This is a genomic window from Micromonospora sp. CA-248089 (assembly GCF_050948515.1).
In the GTDB taxonomy this organism is placed as follows: domain Bacteria; phylum Actinomycetota; class Actinomycetes; order Mycobacteriales; family Micromonosporaceae; genus Micromonospora.
The window spans coordinates 6,271,224-6,290,430 of sequence record NZ_CP192016.1; the positions used below are offsets into that span (position 1 = coordinate 6,271,224).

The 19,207-nt window shown below is 73.3% G+C and carries 10 protein-coding genes and 2 pseudogenes; 5 read left to right on the forward strand and 7 right to left on the reverse strand.

The genetic code is table 11. From position 1 onward, the window contains the following. Positions 1-8: 8 nt before the first annotated feature. From ACQP26_RS29445 to ACQP26_RS29455, 3 genes are all read right to left on the reverse strand, one after another. Complete coding sequence (locus ACQP26_RS29445; protein WP_433494537.1) at positions 9-1,565, reverse strand: DUF6114 domain-containing protein; 1,557 nt, start codon at positions 1,563-1,565, stop codon at positions 9-11. A 77-nt stretch (positions 1,566-1,642) separates the two neighbouring features. After that, entirely contained in the window at positions 1,643-2,266 is a 624-nt protein-coding gene (locus ACQP26_RS29450) for a DUF6230 family protein (protein WP_269703545.1), read from the reverse strand. 392 nt (positions 2,267-2,658) lie between these two features. Further along, on the reverse strand, positions 2,659-3,810 hold the full coding sequence (locus ACQP26_RS29455; RefSeq protein ID WP_433494538.1) for a porin PorA family protein: 1,152 nt from the start codon (positions 3,808-3,810) through the stop codon (positions 2,659-2,661). Positions 3,811-3,923: 113 nt separating this feature from the next. Between ACQP26_RS29455 and ACQP26_RS29460 the strand changes: the two genes are divergently transcribed. Together ACQP26_RS29460 and ACQP26_RS29465 are read left to right on the forward strand one after the other, a co-directional pair. Beyond that, entirely contained in the window at positions 3,924-5,150 is a 1,227-nt protein-coding gene (locus ACQP26_RS29460) for an acyltransferase family protein (protein WP_269703543.1), read from the forward strand. Positions 5,151-5,302: 152 nt separating this feature from the next. Next, entirely contained in the window at positions 5,303-6,481 is a 1,179-nt protein-coding gene (locus tag ACQP26_RS29465) for a glycosyltransferase family 4 protein (protein WP_269706972.1), read from the forward strand. On the opposite strand, the gene ACQP26_RS29470 is transcribed toward ACQP26_RS29465, so the two are convergent. From ACQP26_RS29470 to ACQP26_RS29480, 3 genes are read right to left on the reverse strand one after another with little or no spacing between them, the layout of a single operon-like run. Next, positions 6,466-6,660 (reverse strand): hypothetical protein, encoded by a 195-nt coding sequence (locus tag ACQP26_RS29470; protein ID WP_091425994.1) that lies wholly within the window; start codon positions 6,658-6,660, stop codon positions 6,466-6,468. The genes ACQP26_RS29465 and ACQP26_RS29470 overlap by 16 nt on opposite strands. Positions 6,661-6,695: 35 nt before the next feature. After that, a complete protein-coding gene (locus ACQP26_RS29475) occupies positions 6,696-8,405 on the reverse strand; it encodes a hypothetical protein (protein WP_433494539.1) in 1,710 nt (569 codons plus the stop codon). Next, positions 8,405-10,282, reverse strand: coding sequence for a hypothetical protein (locus ACQP26_RS29480; protein WP_433496224.1), 1,878 nt, complete (start codon positions 10,280-10,282; stop codon positions 8,405-8,407). Before ACQP26_RS29480 ends, ACQP26_RS29475 begins: the two co-directional genes overlap by 1 nt. A 168-nt stretch (positions 10,283-10,450) precedes the next feature. On the opposite strand from ACQP26_RS29480, the pseudogene ACQP26_RS29485 reads away from it, so the two are divergent. Together ACQP26_RS29485 and ACQP26_RS29490 are read left to right on the forward strand one after the other, a co-directional pair. Further along, positions 10,451-14,743 (forward strand): annotated as a pseudogene (locus ACQP26_RS29485) (alpha-(1->3)-arabinofuranosyltransferase); the annotation flags it as partial. A gap of 352 nt (positions 14,744-15,095) precedes the next feature. Further along, positions 15,096-16,385 carry a lipopolysaccharide biosynthesis protein gene (locus ACQP26_RS29490; protein ID WP_433496225.1) on the forward strand — a complete coding sequence of 430 codons (1,290 nt, stop codon included), beginning with the start codon at positions 15,096-15,098 and terminating at the stop codon, positions 16,383-16,385. Here the strand turns inward: ACQP26_RS29490 and nudC are convergent. Next, positions 16,276-17,199, reverse strand: a pseudogene (gene nudC, locus ACQP26_RS29495) (NAD(+) diphosphatase); the annotation flags it as partial. The gene ACQP26_RS29490 and the pseudogene nudC sit on opposite strands and share 110 nt — an antisense overlap. 186 nt (positions 17,200-17,385) lie before the next feature. Between nudC and ACQP26_RS29500 the strand changes: the two are divergent. Continuing rightward, entirely contained in the window at positions 17,386-19,206 is a 1,821-nt protein-coding gene (locus ACQP26_RS29500) for a VanW family protein (protein ID WP_433496226.1), read from the forward strand. Position 19,207 lies beyond the last annotated feature (1 nt).

A 19,207-nucleotide genomic window follows, 5' to 3' on the forward strand; every position in this document is an offset into this window, starting at 1 on the left:
CCGCCGGGTCAGGCGCCGAGCGTCAGCCGCAGCGTCGGCCGGCCGGTGAGCGTGTTGCTGGTGACGTACGCCAGGTCGATGACCGGGTCGGTGAACGTCACCGGGATGGGCAGCGTGACCGGCAGGCCGTCCGGGAACGGCAGGTCCGGGGTCAGCGTCAGCTTGATGCCGGCAAGCTTGCCGACGAACCGGGTGCAGTAGAACGCGACGTCGTCGCGGACGGTGAGGCGGTCGGTCGCGTACCGCTGGGTGCGGCCGCTGGGGCCGTCGGCGACCAGCAGGAAGTCGTCGGTCACGGCTTCCTTCATGCTGAACTTCAGCACCTTGAGCGCGCCCTGCTCGGTCTGGAGGTCGGTGATCCCCTCGAACCGCAGCCCGGTCATGGTCACCTTGGAGCCGGTGAGCTTCGACGGCTGCTTGGCCACCTTCGGCAGGCTCGGGTCGGCGGCGATACGCGGCAGGGGCTTGCCCGGTTCCACCTTGCCGGGTTTCGCCGGGTCCACCTTGCCGGGCTTGTCCGGCGCCGGGCAGTCGGTCGAGCCGGGGCGGGTGGTCGGCTTGCTCGTCGGGGCCGCCGATCCGCTCGCGGTCGGTGTGGGCGAGGGCGTCGCGCTCTTCTTACTGCCCTTGAACAGGTCACCGATCCCCTCAAAGAAATCGGTGATGATGTTGCCCTCCCGCGTCGGGCTCGCGCTCGGCGACGGGGTGGGCGTCGCCGAGGGCGCCTTCGACGGCGTGGCGGGCTTCGTCGGGCAGGCGCTCGCGGTGGGCTTGCTCGGGGCGGCCTGCACCGCTCCCGGCTGAACGGCCAGGCCGGCGGTGGCGAGGCCGAGCACCAGCAGGACGATGCCGAAGGCGCGCGGGTCCGCCGAACGGCCCGCCCACTCCGGCGGGCCGCCGTCGGATCCGGCCTCCTGCCCGTTCACCGACTGCCGAGGGACCGGCCGCTCCCCGCCCGGCCGCTCGGCAGTCGGCTGCTCGACGGCCGGCCGCACGGCGGCGGGCACCTCGACGGTCGGCCGCTCGTCCACGGGCTGCTCGTCCACGGCCTGCTCATCCACGGCCTGCTCATCCACGGGCTGCGCGCTCACGGGCTGCCCGTCCACGACGGTGTCGGGCTCGTCGCCCGCCTCGCTGCCGTGCTCGTCATCGGCCGGGTCGGCCGGATCGGCCGGGCGGGTCGGCACCCAGGCGAACGCGAGCGCGCTGCCCACGATGCCGAGCAGCAGGCCGAGGAAGAAGCCGCCGAGGTTGAGCCCGATCAGGGAGTAGACGGTGGTGATCGCCGCGACGATCGAGTAGAACAGCCGCTGCGCCGGACTGAGCCAGAGCAGCACCCCGCAGGTCACCAGGATGGCCGGGATCAGCAGGGCGAGCAGGCCGGTGGCGCCGCTGCTGAAGCTCAGGCCGTTGAGCGTCAACCGGGTGGAGGCGAGCATCTCCACCCCGGCCAGGATGATCAACAGGCCGCCCCAGAACGGCCGGCCCCGCTGCCAGCGGCGGAAGCTCCGCCATGCCCGGGTCGCGGTACCGAGCCGGGCATGGGACGGTTCGACGGTTGTCACGTACTCCTCCTGGCGGAGCGGGGACGGGAACGGTGGAGCGGGCCCGCGGTGGTCGTCCACCGCGGGCCGTGCTCAGCTCAGAAGCACTCCTTGCCCTTCGCGTCGTCACCCACGTTGACCTTGAGCCGGAGCCCGACCAGGTTGAACGTCGAGGAAGTGGTGTAGCGGGACACCTGCTTCAGGTCCCGGATGGTCACCCGGTCGGAGTTCTGGCCGAACGAGCCCCGCTGTGCCGTGGGGTTGAGGTCGCTGGCGTCGCGGCCGATCTGGATGTTGGTGAAGGTCGCGTTGCCCTCGAGCGAGTCCATCGCGATCACGAGGTCCTTGGCCCGGGCGGGGTCCTTGCCCTCTCCGGCGTTGATGGTGAGCACCACCGGCAGGCCGGGCAGGTCGGCACGGACGGACTGGCACAGGTTGTAGAGGTCGGCGCTGCTGATCTCGGCCATCGCGACCGGGCGCGTCGCGCCGGCCTTGCCGTTCTCGCCCTTCTCCCGGACGATGCCGCCGTACTGCTTGAAGCCCTCGCCCTCCAGGCGGTCGGCCCCGATCTTGAACGTCTGCCCGGACACGGTGATGTCGGAGGCGATGGCGCCGGTCGACATGCCGAACAGGATGGCACCGGCGGCGGCCGTGGTGGGCACGATCATGGCGGCGAAGCGCCGCCACCGGGTACGACCCTGGTTGTCGAGCCGATTCTGCACGGGTTCCTCCTCGAACGAATGTGCGCGGCGGCCGGATTCCGCACCGGCGGCCCGCGCCGGGCCCGCCCCTGTTACCGACGGGTAACGATCGAGCCTGATCGTGCACCCGATGAGGTGCAGCTCACAACCCCCTGATTACCCGGGGGTAACACCGAGGCGGGACGGGGAGGTGACCACGCGTCACGAAACCCCCGCCCGGCCAGGGCACGGAGGGCGAAATGTCGGGCCAAACCGGGCATCGATGGCGATGAGCACGACGGAAAGTCACCGGACATCTTGCCGTTACAATCGAGTAACGAATGTAAAGTACGGTCGCCCGCATGGAAGATCTGCACGACGGAGGGGTGGGCCGCGGTGCGGCCCACCCCTCCGTCGTGCTTCCGGCGTACCGGTCAGCGGCGCTCCACCTCGCCGGCGCCCGAACGCTGCGCCGGCACCTCGTCGGACCGCCAGTTCGTCGACGCCGGCGGGATCTCGTCGTCGAGCGGGCCGCCGACGGGCTCCTGGTCGACACGGGTCGACGTCGGGTCGGAGGTCGGCGCGTCCGCGCGGTGCCGGGCGTTGCCGTCACCCTTGGGCCGGGTCACCAGCCACACGCCCGCGATCAGGGCGATCAGGCCGAGCACACCGGCGATGATCGGGCCCCAGACACTGATCATGCCGATCTTGAAACGGTTCTCCTTCACCGTCTCGACGCTGCGGCTGATCGTGTCGTCGTTGTAGTTGAAGTCCGCGTCCAGCACCACCGTCGGGGCGCCGGTGTCCGGACGCAGCTCCTTGTACTGCTGCTCGCGCACCTTGATGTAGGCGCCGGTCACCGGGTCCACCCAGAGCGTACGGGTGTTGCTGTAGACGACCTGGCCGCTGGTCGCGGTCGGCGTGAACTTGCCCAGCAGCGTCTTGATGCTGTCCGCCGGGGTGTTCAGCACCTCGTTCTCGATCCGCTGCTCGAAGCGGTACGTCTCGACGCCCTTGATCTTCTCGGTGCCGGTGAACCGCGCCGGGAACGTCTTCTTCAGGTCACGGTCGAACACCTGGTAGTCACGCTTGCCGGTGCCGAACGGGAACTTGTAGATCTGGCCGGAGTAGCGCACGTTGCCGACCGGGGTCTGCTCCGCGCCGGACTCGTTGAGCCACTGCTCGTCCCACGGCGCCGCCGCGCCGGAGATCCGGTAAAGCGCCAGCTCGGTGCTGTACTGGCTGATCACATCCTGGTTGTCGCTGCGCTTGACCGTCTGGAAGACGTTCCAGATGACCGCGTCACCCTTCAGCTCCTTGGGTACGCGGTCCTTGGTGTCCTCCGGCTGCGGGATGACCTCGATGCTCGACACGAGATCGGCCTGGGGCACGTCGATGCTGACCGCGCCGCCTTCGGACTTGATCTGTAGGAACTTCGCGCCCTTCGCCTCGGCGACGGACGTCGTTGGTTCCAGGTCATAGGGCAGCTTGGTCACGGCGGGGGCCACGTAGAACGGCAGCCCGGCCGCGAAGACCAGCAACAAGACACCTAGCCCGAAGAGCGCGGCGCCCACGCGAAGCTTCACTCATCCTCCTGTAACCTGCCGCCCTACGGTCTGTCGTCCGGGGCACCCGATCCTTAGCATTGGCGGGAGGTTACTCCCCAGTCACCTTCAAAAGCGACCCCCTGGATGTCCAGATGTCCACAGCCACCACGCCAACAATCCCGGAGCCATCGGTAACGGGCCGTCTTCCCGCCCTGGACGCGCTGCGAGCGATCGGCGCGGTGGCGGTCGTCGGTCACCACGTCGGCTTCCAGACCGCCGTCACCATGAACACCACGTGGGGCGGCTGGTTGGCGCGCCTGGACGTGGGCGTGGCGATCTTCTTCGTGCTGTCCGGCTTCCTGCTGTTCCGCCCGTGGGCACTCAGCATCGCGACCGGACGGCCGCGGCCCCGCACCAAGCGGTACTTCTGGCGCCGGGCGCTGCGGATCCTGCCCGCGTACTGGCTGGCGGTGGTGGTCTGTTTCGTCGTCCTGCCCGGCAACCACCCGGCGTCGGCAGGTGACTGGCTGCGCCACCTCACGCTCACCCAGATCTACGAAGCCGGCCAGCTCGGGCACGGGCTCAGCCAGACCTGGAGCCTCGCCACCGAGGTCGTCTTCTACCTGCTCCTGCCGCTGCTCGCCGTGCTCGCCGTGGGCCGCACCTGGCGTCCCGTCCGCACCGTGCTGCTCGCCTCCTCCGGGGCGCTGCTGACCCTCGCGTGGGTCGCCATGATGGGCGCCGGCTGGCTCGACGGCGCGCTGCACACGATGTGGTTCCCCTCGTACGGCGCCTGGTTCGGCGGCGGCATGGCGCTCGCCGCGGCGCACGTGGCCCTGCGTACCGGCACCGCGCCGGCCGCCTTCCGCGTGCTCGACGACCTCGCCTCGGCGCCGCTCGCCTGCTGGGCGGCAGCGGTCGCGGTGATGGCGATCGCGACGACGCCGATCGCCGGCCCGCGCGACCTGACCAGCCCGACCGCCACCGAGTTCGGCATCAAGCTGGCGCTCTACCTCCTGATCGCCGTCCTGATCACGATCCCGGTGGCGTTCGGCGGGCGGACCCGGGCCAAGGAGGCCTTCAGCACCGGGTGGGCACGGTGGATGGGCCACGTGTCGTACGGACTGTTCCTGTGGCACCCGCTGGTCATCGAGCTGATCTATCTGCTCGAGGACCGGCCGCTGTTCACCGGCGACTTCGTCAACGTCTTCGCCCTGACCATGGTCTTCGGCCTGGCGTACGCCGCGGTCAGCTACTACGGCGTCGAGCGCCCCCTCCAGGCGCTCGGCACGCAGAGCCGTCGGCCGACCGGCCGCGGACCGGCATCCGGGACCTCCGCCGTCCCGGCCACCACACCGGACGTCGCGGCGCCCGCCTAGCTGTCACGCACCGCTCACCTCCGGTTACCCGACGACGGCCCGCGGCCCACCGCCGCCGGTCGGGGCATTGCCGGGGCGCAGGCCCAGCCCTTAATGTGACGCGCACCGCTAAATTACTTGAGAGTAGGGTTCGCGTGAAGCGTCGCTTCGGCATGCCCGGACACGTGCTGTTCCTCAATTGGCGAGACACTCGCAACCCCGAGGGCGGCGGTTCCGAGGTGTACGTGGAACGGATCGCCGCCGAGCTGGTGGCGCGCGGATTCCGCGCCACCCTGTTCTGCGCCGCGCACCGCGAGGCCCCCGCCGACGAGGTAAACGCCGAGGGCATCCGGTTCGTCCGGCGCGGCGGCCGGCACACCGTCTACCTCTGGGCTGCGCTCTGCTACCTCGCCGGGGCGTTCGGCCTCGGCCCGCTCGCCGCGCGCCGGGGCGGCCGGCCGGACATCCTCGTCGACGTCTGCAACGGCCTGCCGTTCCTCTCCCCGCTCTGGGCCCGGCGCCCGGTGGTCAAGCTGATCCACCACGTGCACCGCGAGCAGTGGCCGGTGGTCCTGCCGCAGTGGGCCGCCCGGTTCGGCTGGTGGGTCGAGTCGTCGCTGGCGGTACGCGTCTACCGGCGGTGCCGGTACGTCACCGTGTCCGAGGCGACGCGGCGCGAACTCGCCACCCTCGGCGTACCGCCGGAGCAGGTCTCGGTGGTCTACAACGGCACGCCGGAGCTGCCCCGCACCGACGTCGAACGCGCCCCGTTCCCGCTGCTCGTGACGCTGAACCGCCTGGTGCCGCACAAGCGGGTGGAGGTGGCGCTGCGCGCGGTCGCGGCGCTCGCCGACGAGCTGCCGCAGCTCCGGCTGGTGGTCGCCGGGCAGGGCTGGTGGGAGTCGCACCTGCGCGAGGTCGCCGACGAGCTGGACATCGCCGACCGGGTGGACTTCCGGGGCTTCGTGACGGAGGAGGAGAAGGCCGCGCTGCTCGCCTCGGCCTGGGTCGCCCTGACGCCGTCGCTCAAGGAGGGCTGGGGGCTGACGATCGTGGAGGCCGGCGCGGCGGGTACCCCGACGGTGGCGTTCCGGGAGGCGGGCGGCGTCGCGGAGGCGGTGGTCGACGGGCGTACCGGCCTGCTGGCCGACGACATCGACGACTACCTGGCGAAGGTGCGCGCACTGCTGCACGACGACGAGATGCGTCAGGAGATGGGCACCCAGGCCCGGCGGCACGCGGCGAACTTCACCTGGCCGGTGGCGGGGGAACGCTTCGCGACCCTGCTGGAGACTGCGGACTCGCCCCGCCCGGTCCAGCGGCGGGGCGACCCGTCCTACCTGTTGCCGTAGACCTCGGGGGCGTACGGGTCCTGCTTCCCGGCCCGCTTGGCCGCCTCCGTGGCGTTACGCGCCTCGGTCGCGGCCTCCTCGGCCGTGGCGGTCGCGGCGGCCGAGAGCCCGCCGAGGGCCAGGACCCCGAGCAACGCCGCCACCAGGCCGGACACGACAAGGGTCAAAGCTCTACGCATGCCATTCCTCCGATGGTGAGACGTGCGAGCGGACGTTACCACGCAGTAGCTCGCCGGCGTAGGGTCGAAAAGGCGGCAGCCATGACCGCCAGAACGGCAGTTCCGCACGCGAGCACGACCAGCCAGCGGCTCGCTCCGGTCCGCGGCGGCGAACCCGAGGCGGCCGGGTTCCGGTAGAGGCTCAGCGACTCCCCCTCGTACCGGAGGTCGAGACCGGCCAGAACGGCCGGGTCCACTGTGCTCGGCGTACCGTGCTGCACCACCACCCAGGGCACGCCGGTGGCCGAGACCGGCCGCCCCTCGGCGAGCACCCGGCGCACCTCGCGCAGGCGCGGATTCTCCCCGGCCACCGCGACGTCGTCGACCACGAGCGTGTCGTCGGTGAGCACGGTTCCCGGCAGATAGCGGGGAGCCGGGTCCAGCACCACCCGGCCCGGGTTCCACGGATAGGCCCGGTAGGTGGTCAGCGGCAGGGCGAGAATCTCACCGGGGTCGTCGGGCAGGCGCTCGGCGACCGCCCGCCAGTCCGCCGGGTAGCGCACCGGGCTGATCCGCCCGGCTCCGCCGAACGCCAGGTCCGGCATCGCGGCCACCGGCAGGAGCAGCAGCCCGGCCAGCACGATCCCGCCGACCTCGCGGTCGATCCGGGCCACCAGCCGTTCGGCGCCCAGCGCCGCGCACACCACCAGCACGAGGGCGTACGGCGCGAGGAACTTCTGCCCGTCGCGGAGCAGTCCCGCCCCCGGCACGTGCGCCACCGCCCAGCTCAGCGCCGCGTTCCCGCCGGGGAGCACGGCGAGAGCGGCCAGCAGGTACGCGCCGCCGGCCAGCACGCCCAGCCGTACCGCCGCGCCCGCCGGCAGCCGGCGCCGCAACAGGCCGGCGCCGGCAGCGGCCAGCACCACGAGCAGCAGTGTCGCCAGCGGGGCCAACGTGGCGGACCGGCTGGCCGGGGTGGCCTGCACGTTCCAGATGCCGCCGGTGCCCGCGAGCGCCACCAGCGTGCCCGCCCAGTTCTCGGCGCGCGCCGCGAACGCCGCCACGCCGGCCGGGTCGGACGTGCCGCCCGCCCCCGTGACCAGGGCCGCCACGATCCACGGGGCGTTGAGCAGCGCGACACCGCCCACCGCGACCGCGGACAGCCGGAGCCGGGCCCGGTCCGCCGCCAGCACCAGCACCGTCGCCAGCGCGATCAGGCCGCCGGTCGGGGTGATCGCGGCGGGCGCGGCGAGCAGCACCACCCGGGCGAGCGCGCCGTCGCGGCCCGCCCGCAGGTCCAGCGCCGCCCGCACCAGCCAGGGCAGTGCGGCGTACGCCAGCAGCAGCCCCCACTGCCCGATCAGCAGACGCTCGGCCAGGTACGGCGTCCACGCGTACGCCACCGCGGCGACCAGTTGCACGGCACGCCGCTGCGTCGGCACCAGCCGTCCCGCGCCCACTGCGGCGAACAGGACCGCCCCGGCCAGCGCCACCCGCTGCACCACCCAGCCCGGCACGAGCTGGGTCACCAGGGATACCAGCGCGTCCATCGGCACCGCCCGGGGCAGGCTCTGCGCCGGGGCCACCAGATCCCAGCTCAGCGGCTGCCGGGGGACGAACACCATGTCGTACCGCAGCGCGTAGCCCGGCGCCACGAGCGGCGCCAGGATCAACGCGGTGACGACGACCGCCACGAGGTACAGCGGCAGCGTCTCCCGCCACCGCCGGACCGCGGGGCCGCCGCCCTCGGCGGGACGTCCGGTCATTACGGCTTCGGCACCGCCCGGCCGATGGTGATCAGGTTGGTGCACAACCTGACTCCGGGCGTGTTCACGGTCAGCTCGACGGCACTCCCGGCGCCCTCGAGCATGAAGAACACGTCGTTCAGCCCTTCCTTCAGCGTGATCTCGCGGGTCGCCTCGCCGAGCGTGAACACCGCCGTCGACTCACCGGAGCTGACATAGCCGAAGTGCACCACGTACGGCCACTCCACCAGGTAGCCGTCCATCGGGATGCGGGCGGTCCGGCCGCCCTCGGCCAGGTGCCCGCAGCCCTCCACGGTGCCGGGCGCGACCTTGCGCCCCTCGACCACGACCGGCCGGATCCGGCCGTTCTCGTCGAACGTCGACGGCTTCTCGCTCATCGTCACGAACGTCGGCCGGCGCTCGGCCGGACGGAAGAAGTGGGACTGGAGGTTGTCCGGCCAGAAGTACCCGGCCACGACCCGGTCCGGGACGGTCGTGTCGAAGAAGACGGTGCCCGGCGGCGCGGCGGCCAGCTCGGCCTGCGTCGTGGCCAGGTAGTCCCGCCCGTGCTTGGTGCTCCAGTTGTCGCCGAACCGCGCGGTGCTCCACAGCGTGCCCACGCCGATGGTCGCCAGCAGCACCACCATTGAGACCAGACCGACCGCGAAGGCGCCCGGCTCCCGCAGCACGGTCGGCAGCGGCCACGCGGAGACGTCGTCCTCGTCGTGGTCCTTCATTCCGAGCAGCGCCACCCCGACGCAGATCGCGGCCACCAGCACCACGTCCGCGACGTAGCGGGGCACGACGCCGACCAGCGGCCCCAGCGGTCCGCCGAGCCGGGTCACCGCGAACAGCGCCGCGACCAGGCCGAGGTAGCAGGCGAGCAGCAGCCAGGCCCGCCCGGCGGACGGCCGCCGCCGCACGGTGACCACGATCAGCGCCGCGAGCACCGCCCAGGACAGCCACTTGGCGATGTCGTACGGGTCGGACAGCGGCGGCCCGTCACCGGCGTACGTCCAGCGCCACGGCCCGCCGAGCAGGCCCGGCACCACCGTGTCGCCGATCAGGTCGCCGAGGAAGGTGAAGACCTGCCCGACCGCGGTGGGCTCGTCCAGCACCCGGGCCGGACGGGTCAGGTAGTACGCCAGGTACGCCCCGGACAGCACGGTGAGCATCAGCCACGCCGGCCAGAACCGCACGACGGTGGTCACCAGGCTGCGCCACGCGCGGCCCTTGGTGAACAGGAACGCGGTCAGCAGGAACAGCAGCGGCACGATCAGCAGCGCCTTGGTGTCGAAGAGCAGGCCGAACACCAGCCAGAACGCGACCAGGACGAGGTGCCGCTTCCGGCCGGTGCGCACGTACCGGACCTGGGCCGCCACCGCCAGGACCAGCGCGAGCTGCGGCGGCAGCACGAGCAGCCCGACCAGCCACAGCGACGACACCTCGAGCGTCAGCGGGCTGAACAGGAACAGGCTCAGCGGGACGAGCAGCCCCCACCCGGGGCGCAGCAGGTCACGGAGCAGCCGGTAGAGGGCGATGCCCACCGCCGCCTGCCCGGCCGCCAGCAGCAGGATCCACGGCCAGCCGGCGAAACCGGCCGCCCGGACCATCAGCCACGCGACCGCCAGCCCGGCCGGCATGAGGTGGTTGTTGAACGTGCCCAGCAGGTAGTCCGGGTCCAGCCGGGTGTCGAGCACCTGCGCGGCGATGACGAACTCGTCCTGCGAGAACCAGCCACGGGCGGCCAGCCCGGCGCGCGACGCGACGGACACGACGATGAGGGCGATCGCGACCGCGCGCACGCGGTCGGCACGTATCCAGCGACCGATGGGTCCGGGTCCGTCGTCCTCCGCGCCGACGGCTGCCGGATGCGTCTCGGCCGCTGCTTGTGGCATTGACATGGTCGGCAGCCTGCCACACGCTTACACGCCGTGGGGACGGCCGTTCTCCTGATAAAGCCGCGCAGCGCCCCCAGGTCGCCGCTGCGCGTCCGCTCCGGATAACGTCGCGCGACACGCGTCATGTTGCAGGTACGCGTACGGCCGGCGAGACAGGAGCCGAAAATGCGTGCGGACGGGACGACAACGTCGCCGACGGGGACGGATCTCCCCGCCCGGGAGACCGGCCGTGCCCGGCAGACGGCGCGACGGTTCCGGCACCTGACGATCTGTCTCGCGCTCACCGCCCTCGCCTTCCAGCAGGCACCCGGGCAGGTCGTACCGGACACCAAGGTCGACCTGAACGTGAATCCGGCCGGGTGGCTGCTGCGCTCGCTGCACCTGTGGGACCCCACCGGCACGTTCGGCCAGCTCCAGAACCAGGCGTACGGATATCTGTGGCCGATGGGCCCGTTCTTCCTGCTCGGGACGGAACTGGGCATCGCGCCGTGGATCGTCCAGCGGTTGTGGTGGGCGCTGCTGTTCTGCGTCGCGTACCTCGGTGTGGTGCGGCTGGCGGGCCGGCTCGGCATCGGCAGTCCCGCCGGCCGGATGATCGCCGGCGTCGCGTTCGCGCTGTCCCCGCGCATCCTGACCCAGCTCGGCTGGTCGTCGGTGGAGTCCTGGCCCAGCGCCGTCGCGCCGTGGGTGCTCATCCCGCTCGTGGGACTCGCCCGGGGCGCCCGGCTGCGACGCGCGGTCGCCGGGTCGGCGATCGCCGTCGCGTGCGCGGGCGGCGTCAACGCCACAGCCGTCGCCGCCGTGGTGCCGCTCGCCCTGCTCTGGCTCGCCACGCTCCAGCCGCTGCGCCGCCGCGTCACCGCCCTCGCGGCCTGGTGCGGGGCGGTCGCCATGGCCACCGCGTGGTGGCTGATCCCGCTGCTGGTCCTCGGCCGGTACAGCCCGCCGTTCCTGGACTACATCGAGACCGCCCGCAACACCACGAGCGTCACCGACGCGGTGACGACGCTGCGCGGCGCCTCCTACTGGGTCGCCTACCTGGCCTCCCCGTTCGGCGCGACCATCCCGGCCGGCGCGCGGCTGGCCAACGAGACGCTGCTCGTCGTGGCCACCCTGGCGGTCGCCGCGCTCGGCGTGCTCGGCCTGTCCCGGCGGGGAATGCCGCACCGCCGGTTCCTCATCACCGGTCTGCTGCTCGGCGTCGCGCTCGTCGGGCTCGGGCACACCGGCGACCTGCCCAACATCCTCGCCGGGCCGCAGCAGCAGTTCCTCGACGGCATCGGCGCCCCGCTGCGCAACGTGCACAAGTTCGACGTGCTGCTCCGCCTGCCGCTGGCGCTCGGCCTGGCGCACCTGGTCAGCCTCGCCGTACGCGCCGCCCGGACCGCACCCGAGCAGCGCCGCGGCCGCGCCACGGCCCGGGCCTGGCTCACCGCCGGCACCGCGATGGTGGCGGTCGCGGGCGTCGCCTCACCGGCGCTCGCCGGTGGCCTCGCCACGCCGGGCGCGGTCAAGGACGTGCCCGGCTACTGGCACGAGGCCACCGACTGGCTGGACGCCAACACCGGACGCGGACGCGTGCTCGTGGTCCCCGGCGCGCGCTTCCCCGCGTACGACTGGGGCAGCACCACCGACGAGATCGCCCAGCCGCTGCTGGACAGCCGGTGGGCGGTGCGCAACGCCATCCCGTTCACCCCGCCCGCCACGATCCGGCTGCTGGACGCGATCGAGTCGACGCTCGCCACCGGCGCCGGCTCGGCCGGCCTGGCCGACCTGCTCGCCCGCTCCGGGATCAGCCACGTACTGTTCCGCGCCGACCTCGACCACGGCCGCTCGGACACGGCCCGCCCGGCGGTCGTCCGGCAGGCGCTGGAACGCTCACCCGGGCTGACCCGCGTCGTGTCCTTCGGCCCGGTACGCGGCGGCTCCGACTCCCCGGACGAGTTCCGCGACCAGGGCCTCGACGTGCCCGGACGGGCACTCGAGGTGTACCGGGTGGACCGGCCCGTCCAGCCGGTGGTCGCGTACGACCGCGACGACGTGACCACTGTCGTCGGCGGTCCCGAGTCGCTGCTCGACCTGGCCGCCTCGGGCCAGCTCGGCGCCGCGCCCACGGTCCTGGCCGGCGACGCGAAGGCCGGCGAGACCACGGGGCCGGTCGTGCTGACCGACGGGTTGCGACGACGCGACGTCTCGTTCGGCCGGCTGCGCGACAACTCCTCCCAGACGCTCACCGCCGACGACACCTTCGCGGTGACCGCGCCCGCGCACGACTACCTGCCCGACTGGGGGCCGGAGTGGTCGACCGTCGCCCGCTTCGAGGGCATCAGCGGCATCCGTGCCTCGACCGCCCGCTCCCAGATCGACGCCACCGGCGGCGCCCGGCCGGAGTACCAGCCGTACGCGGCGATGGACGGCGACACCGCCACGTCCTGGCGGTCGGCGCCGCACTCGGACAGCGACAAGCAGTGGATCGAGGTGAACCTGGCGAACCCGACCCGGGTCACCCGGGTCGAGGTGTGGTTCGACCTGAAGGCCGACGCCCTGCCCACCACAGTCACCGTGACCGCCGGGTACGAGAGCCGCACCGTCGAGCAGTTCGGTGACCACATGGTCTTCGAGCTGGCCGGCGTCCACGCCACCCGCAAGGTCGAGGTCGCCGTCGACGCCGCGTTCGACCTGCGCCCGTTCGGCGACAAGTCGGTCGGCATCAGCGAGATCAAGATTCCTGGCGTCGAGACCGGCCGGACGCTCCAGTTGCCCGCCGCCCCCGCCACCGATCAGCCGGCCGGCGTCGTCGTGTCGGCGGCGCCGTCCACGCCTGCCTGCTTCACCGTCGACGGCCGCCCGCGCTGCTCCACCGACGCGATCCGCGGCTCGGAGGACGGCTCCACCATCGACCGCACCTTCACGCTGCCGGTGGCCGGGACGTACGACACGAGGATGTGGGCGCGGCCGACGCCCGGCCCGGAGCTGAACGCCGCCCTGGACAAGCTGGTCGCCGAAGCCCAGCCGTTGCGCCTCGCGCCGCAGGTCACCGCGTCCTCGACGGCGGTGCCCGACCCGGCCGGCCGGCCCGGCGCGGTCCTCGACGGCGACCCGGCCACGAGCTGGTCACCGGCGCTGAACGACGAGGCGCCGATCCTGCGCCTCACCTGGCTCGAACCGCAGGTCATCAGCCGGATCCGGTTCACCGTCGAGGACGGGACCGCCGCCACCCGGCTCGGCAGCGTCCGGGTGGTGGGCAACGACGGTTTCCGCAGCAACCTGCTCACCAACGACGGTGTGCTCACGCTCGACCCGCCGATGCGAACCGACTCGATCACCATCCAGTTCCTCGACAAGCCGTCCGTCACGAGCATCGACCCGTACGGCCTGCGCCTGCCCGAGCCGCTGCCCATCGCGGTCGGTGAGGTGACGGTGCTGCCCCTCGGGACCACCGTCGCACCCCGCCCGGAGACGCCGCTGAAGCTGGCCTGCGGATCGGGCCCGACGCTCCAGGTCGGCTCGTCCCGCATCACCACCACGCTCACCGGCACGGTGCGCGACCTGCTGGAGATGCGCGAGATGCCGGTCACCGCCTGCGGCCGGAACACACCCCGGCAGCTCGACCTGGCCAGCGGCGAGCACCGCGTCATCACCACGGCGGGCACGCTCGCCGTCGCCACCCGGGTCGCGCTGGCGCCGCGCACCGCCACGCCCGCCGCGGCGGCCGCCGCCGGCGATATCGAGGTGGGTTCCTGGTCGGCCACCGAGCGTCGGGTACGGGTGTCCGAACACTCCGTCGACCGGGTGCTCGCGGTCCGGGAGAACACCAACACCGGCTGGCAGGCGACCATCGGCGGGAAGACGCTCACCCCGCTCGTGGTGGACGGCTGGCAGCAGGGCTGGATCCTGCCCGCCGGTGTCGCCGGGGACGTGGTGCTGCGCTTCACGCCGGACACTCCGTACCGGATGGGTCTGCTGCTCGGCGGCGTCCTGCTGGCGGTGGTGGTCCTGCTCGCGGTGCTGCCGGACCGCCGGCCGGCCGGGGATCGCGCGGTCGCCGTCGTACCGGCGGCCCGGCGACGGCTCACCCGCTCGCTGCCGCTGCTCGCAGTCGGCGCCGCCGCGCTCGTGCTCCACAGCGGTCTGCTCGGTGCCCTGCTGGTCGCGGCGGGCTTCATGCTCGCCGTACCCGGACCGCGCCGCCTGCCCTGGACCGGTGACCCCCGGCGGGTCAGGCGGATCGCCCGGGCGGCCGAGACGTGGCTTCCCGGCGCGCTGGTGGCGCTGGCCGGGTGGGTCTACCTGGAATCGGCCGACCAGCACACCGACGCGCTGCCGCAACTTCTGACGGTCGCCGCCCTGGGCGCGCTCTGGCTTCCCACGACCGCCCGCCGCCGGCCCGTACGCCGGATCCGCCCGGCCCCGGCGGCGGCCCCGGCCGTGCCGGCCCCCGGGCGCCGGAGCCGGACGGGCAGCCGACGCCCGTCCCCGCCCTCGCCGCCGCTGCCGTCGCCGCTCCCGCCACCCTCGCCGGTCCTGCCGTCCCAGCCGCACTCGCCGGTCCGGGTCCCGTTGCGGGCCTGGGACCGGACCGCGAGACCGGGCCGGTTGCGGACCATGAGGCCGAGCCGGCCGCGAACCGGGAGGCCGAGCCGGCCGCGGACCGCGACGTCGAGCCGGCCGCGGACCGAGGCCCGGACCGCGACCCCGAGCCGGGTCCGGACCTGGACGGTCGCGCCGAGCCGGGTCCGGACGGGCGGCCGGCACCGGACGCCGTGCCGGGCTCGGACGGCGGCCCGGCGGCCCGCGTCTCGGAGATCACGTGAGCGAGGAACGGACGGGCCCCGAGCCGGAGGCGGCGGACGGCCGGAGAACCGGGCTGGGCGCGGCGGGCGTTGCCGTCACGCTCGCCGGTGTCCTGGTCAACGGCCTGGCCTACCTGGTGCCGGTGCTCGCCGCCCGGAAGCTGGACGCGGACGACCTCGGCGCGCTCGCCACCGCCCTCGGCCTGGTGGCCATCGCCGGTGTGCCGGGGCTCGGCCTGCAACTGGCAGTCGCCGTGCACCACGCCCGGCACGGCCCGTCCGACACCCGGCGGCTCACCGTGCTGACCGCCGCCATGTGCGCGGGGGCGTTGCTGGTGGCGACGCCGGTGCTGGTCGCCGCGCTGGACCTGCCCGCGGTGGTGCCCGCGCTGCTGGCGGTCACCACCGCCTCGGTGGTGCTCTCGTCGCGCTCGCTCGGCGAGTTGCAGGGCGGTCAGCGCTTCCTGCGGCTCGCCACCGCGATGGCGCTGCTGGCCGCCGCCCGCTACGGCGGGGTGATCGTGGGGCTGCTGCTCGGCGCGGGCCTGACCGGCGCGCTGGGGATCGGGGCGCTCACCGCCGCGCTGGCGCCCCCGGCGCTGGCCCGGCTCACCGGTACGCCCCGGCGTCCGTCGGCCGCCCCGCGCCTGACCGTCGCCCAGGTGACCGCCGGATGCGGGGCGACGCTGGCGATGCTCGTCGTCTCCTACGCCGACCTGCTCCTGGCCCGGCAACTGCTGCCACCGTCGGGCTCCGGGGCGTACTCGGTGGGGACCGTCCTGACCAAGGGCGCGCTCTGGGCGCCGCAGGTCGCCGCCGTCCTCGCCCTGCCACGCCTGGCTCGCGGCGACCGCCGGAGCCGTACCGTGGCGCTCGCGGTGACGGGCGCGTGCGGTCTGGTCCTGGTGGGCGCGTCGGCGGTCGCCGGCGGGCTGGCCTTCCGGCTCGTCGGCGGACCCGACTACACGGCGCTCGGCCGGTACGCGCCGCTGTTCGCCGCCGTCGGCGCGCTCTACGCGGTGACGTTCGTGCTGCTCAACGACCGTCTCGCCGGGGGCGTCAGGTGGGCGGCGGCACCGCTGTGGCTGGGCACCGGCGCACTGGTGACGGTGGCCGCGATTCTGCGCCCGCGTACCGTCGGCGGTCTCGTCGCCGCGGCCCTCGCGACGGCCGTGGTCACGACACTGCTGATGGCCGTGCCGGCGCGTCGGCGCTCAGCCAGTCACCCAGCAACAGGTGATCGATCGAGTCCACCCGGCCCAGCGACCGCCCGGACGCGATCCGCTCCCGCAGCTCCGCCCGGCTGAACCAACGCGCCTCCAGCAGTTCCTCCCCGTCCACGCGGACCTGCTCGGACGTGGCGACGGCCCGGAAAGCCACCATCAGGCCGGCGGGGAACGGCCACGCCTGCGACCCCTGGTAGGTCACGTCGGTGACTGTCACCCCAGCCTCCTCCGCCAGCTCCCGGCGGACCGCGTCCTCCAGGCTCTCACCGACCTCGACGAAGCCGGCGAGCGTCGACCAGGCCCCCTCGGCCGCGCCCGCGTGCCGGGCCAGCAGACAGCGCCCCGGCGGGCCGGGCGCCTCGACGAGCATGATGACGGCCGGCTCGATCCGGGGGAACAGCAGCCGCCCGCACTCCGCGTCGGCGCAGGTCCGGACGTGTCCACCGCCACCGGCCACTGCCGCCGCGCCACACGCGCCGCAGTATCGCTGCTGCCGGTGCCACAACAACAACCCCCGGGCGTACGCCTGGATCGCCGCTCCGGCCGGGTCGAGCCGGCCCGCGAGCGCCCGCAGGTCGACCACGCCGGTCGCGGCTGTCGCCTCCACGGCCGCCCGCTCGCCGAGCGCGGACAGGTCGACGGCGAACACCGCGGCGTCCCCGTCGAGCCCGAGGAAGACGGTCTCGCCCGCGGTGGCCCGGACGGCCGACGCGCGCTGCGCGGTGAGCCGGACCGGGCCGTCGTCGTCGACCAGGCAGCGGTCCCGCCACAGCGGCAGCACGACGCTCGCCGGATCGGCCAGCCGCTCGGCCAGCCAGTCCGCGTCGGCGCGCCGCGCCGCCGCCCGGTCCAGCCACCCACCGCCGTACGCCGGCACCCGATCCTGTGTCCGCACCAGCTCACCGTGCCACGATCCACACCGTGGCACGGCCCCGAAACGGGTGATCGGTACGACACCGGCGGTCGCCCGACACGAGCGCCGGGCCGGACCCTCCCGATGGGCCCGAGCGTTGGTTACCGTAGGTGTCTCCCGCGGGGGAAGCGGTCCCCGCGTGTACTTCCGATCGAGGTTGCAGTGACGATGTACGGCGAGAAGATGCCGGCTGCCGACGACCGTCCCACCATCAAGGTGGCGGCGGTGAGCTGGCCCGGCGTCGAGATGGAGCCGGTCGCCACACCGCCCGGAGGCGACGCGCCCGAGCCGAGCCGCTCGCGGCGGGCCCGGCTGCTGCTGGCCGGGGGGATCGTCGCGGCCGTGCTCGCCGGTGGTATCGGCCTGGGCGCCTACGCGTACGCCGGTGACGTACCCCGTGGCACCACGGTGCTCGGCACCGAGCTGGGCGGGCGGAGCCGCGCGGAGGCGGCCCAGGCGCTCCGCGCCGAGCTGGAACGCCGGGCCGACACGCTGAACGCCCCGCTCGCGGTCGCCGTCGGCGAGAACAAGGCCGAGCTGAAGCCGTCCGAGGTGGGGCTCGCCATCGATGTGGAAGCGACGGTGGCGGCTGCGGCCGAGGCCGACGCGCACGCGGTGAGCCGGCTCGTCGGCTCCCGTACGGTCGAGCCGGTGGTCACCGTCGACCAGGCCAAGCTGGGGGCGGCCCTGCGCAAGGTGATGGGCGCGCAGGGACGCGAGATGACCATGCCGGCAATCGTCTGGACCGGCACCACACCGAAGCCGGTCTACCCGAAGCCGGCGCTGACGATCGACACGGACGGCGCCACCGCCGTGGTGAAGGCCGGCTGGCTGGCGGCCGAGCCGGTCACCGTGCCGCTCGTCGAGAAGTGGCCGGCCACCACCCGCGAGGAGGTGGACCGCCTCGTCTCCGAGCTGGCCCGGCCCGCGGTGGCCGCACCGGTCACGCTCACCACCGACGGCGGCTCGGTCACCATCCCGCCCGCCGCCATCGCCCGGTCGCTGCGCTTCTCCGCCGACGACGCGGGCACGCTCACTCCGAAGGTCGACGTCAAGCGGCTGCGTACCGCGCTCGGTGACCGGCTCACGAAGCTCGAGATCGAGCCGCGGGACGCCGGGCTGACCATCAGCGGCGGCAAGCCGAAGGTGGTGCCCAGCAAGCCCGGGCGCCAGGTCGACGCCGCCGCGCTCGGCCCGGCGCTGCTCGCGGTGCTGCCGAAGACCGAGGGCCGTACGGTGACCGCCGCGCTGAAGCCGGCCGCCCCCGAGCTGACCGAGGCGGAGCTGGCGAAGCTCGGCATCAAGGAGCGGGTGTCGAGCTTCACCACCCACTTCACCGGCGGCCTCTCGTCGCCGCGCAGCCAGAACATCGTCCGCGCCGCGAAGGACGTGGACGGCGCACTGGTGAAGCCGGGCGAGACGTTCTCGCTCAACGGGCACACCGGCGAACGCGGCTACGACCAGGGATACAAGGACGCGCCGACGATTGTCGGCGGCAAGCTGGTGCCGGGCGTCGGCGGTGGCGTCTCCCAGTTCACCACCACGCTGTTCAACGCGACCTACTACGCCGGGCTGGAGGACGTCGAGCACAAGCCGCACTCGTTCTACTTCAGCCGCTACCCGGCAGTGATCGAGTCGACCATCTACTGGCCGCAGCTCGACTTCAAGTTCCGCAACAACACGCCCTACGGCGTCCTGATCGACACGTCGTACACCTCCAGCTCGATCACCGTGTCGATCTGGAGCACCAAGCTCTACGACAGCGTGAAGACCGAGTACGGCCCTCGCCGCAACATCACCCAGCCGAAGACGGTCTACCTGACGCCGGGACCGACCTGCATCGCCGCAGCCGGCAGCATCGGGTTCGCCCAGGACGCGTACCGGGTCATCAAGAAGGACGGCAAGGTGGTCAAGCGGGAGAAGTTCAGCTGGCGCTACGACGCCGAGCCGCGCTTCATCTGCGCCCCGAAGCCGGGCGGCGACGACTGAT

Bases quoted from the DNA above. Each gene is read 5' to 3' on its own strand.
- ACQP26_RS29500 (WP_433496226.1), top strand. From the start codon at position 17,386: ATGTACGGCGAGAAGATGCCGGCTGCCGACGACCGTCCCACCATCAAG.
- ACQP26_RS29460 (WP_269703543.1), top strand. From the start codon at position 3,924: ATGTCCACAGCCACCACGCCAACAATCCCGGAGCCATCGGTAACGGGC.
- ACQP26_RS29480 (WP_433496224.1), bottom strand. From the start codon at position 10,282: ATGCCACAAGCAGCGGCCGAGACGCATCCGGCAGCCGTCGGCGCGGAG.
- ACQP26_RS29475 (WP_433494539.1), bottom strand. From the start codon at position 8,405: ATGACCGGACGTCCCGCCGAGGGCGGCGGCCCCGCGGTCCGGCGGTGG.
- ACQP26_RS29465 (WP_269706972.1), top strand. From the start codon at position 5,303: ATGCCCGGACACGTGCTGTTCCTCAATTGGCGAGACACTCGCAACCCC.
- ACQP26_RS29470 (WP_091425994.1), bottom strand. From the start codon at position 6,660: ATGCGTAGAGCTTTGACCCTTGTCGTGTCCGGCCTGGTGGCGGCGTTG.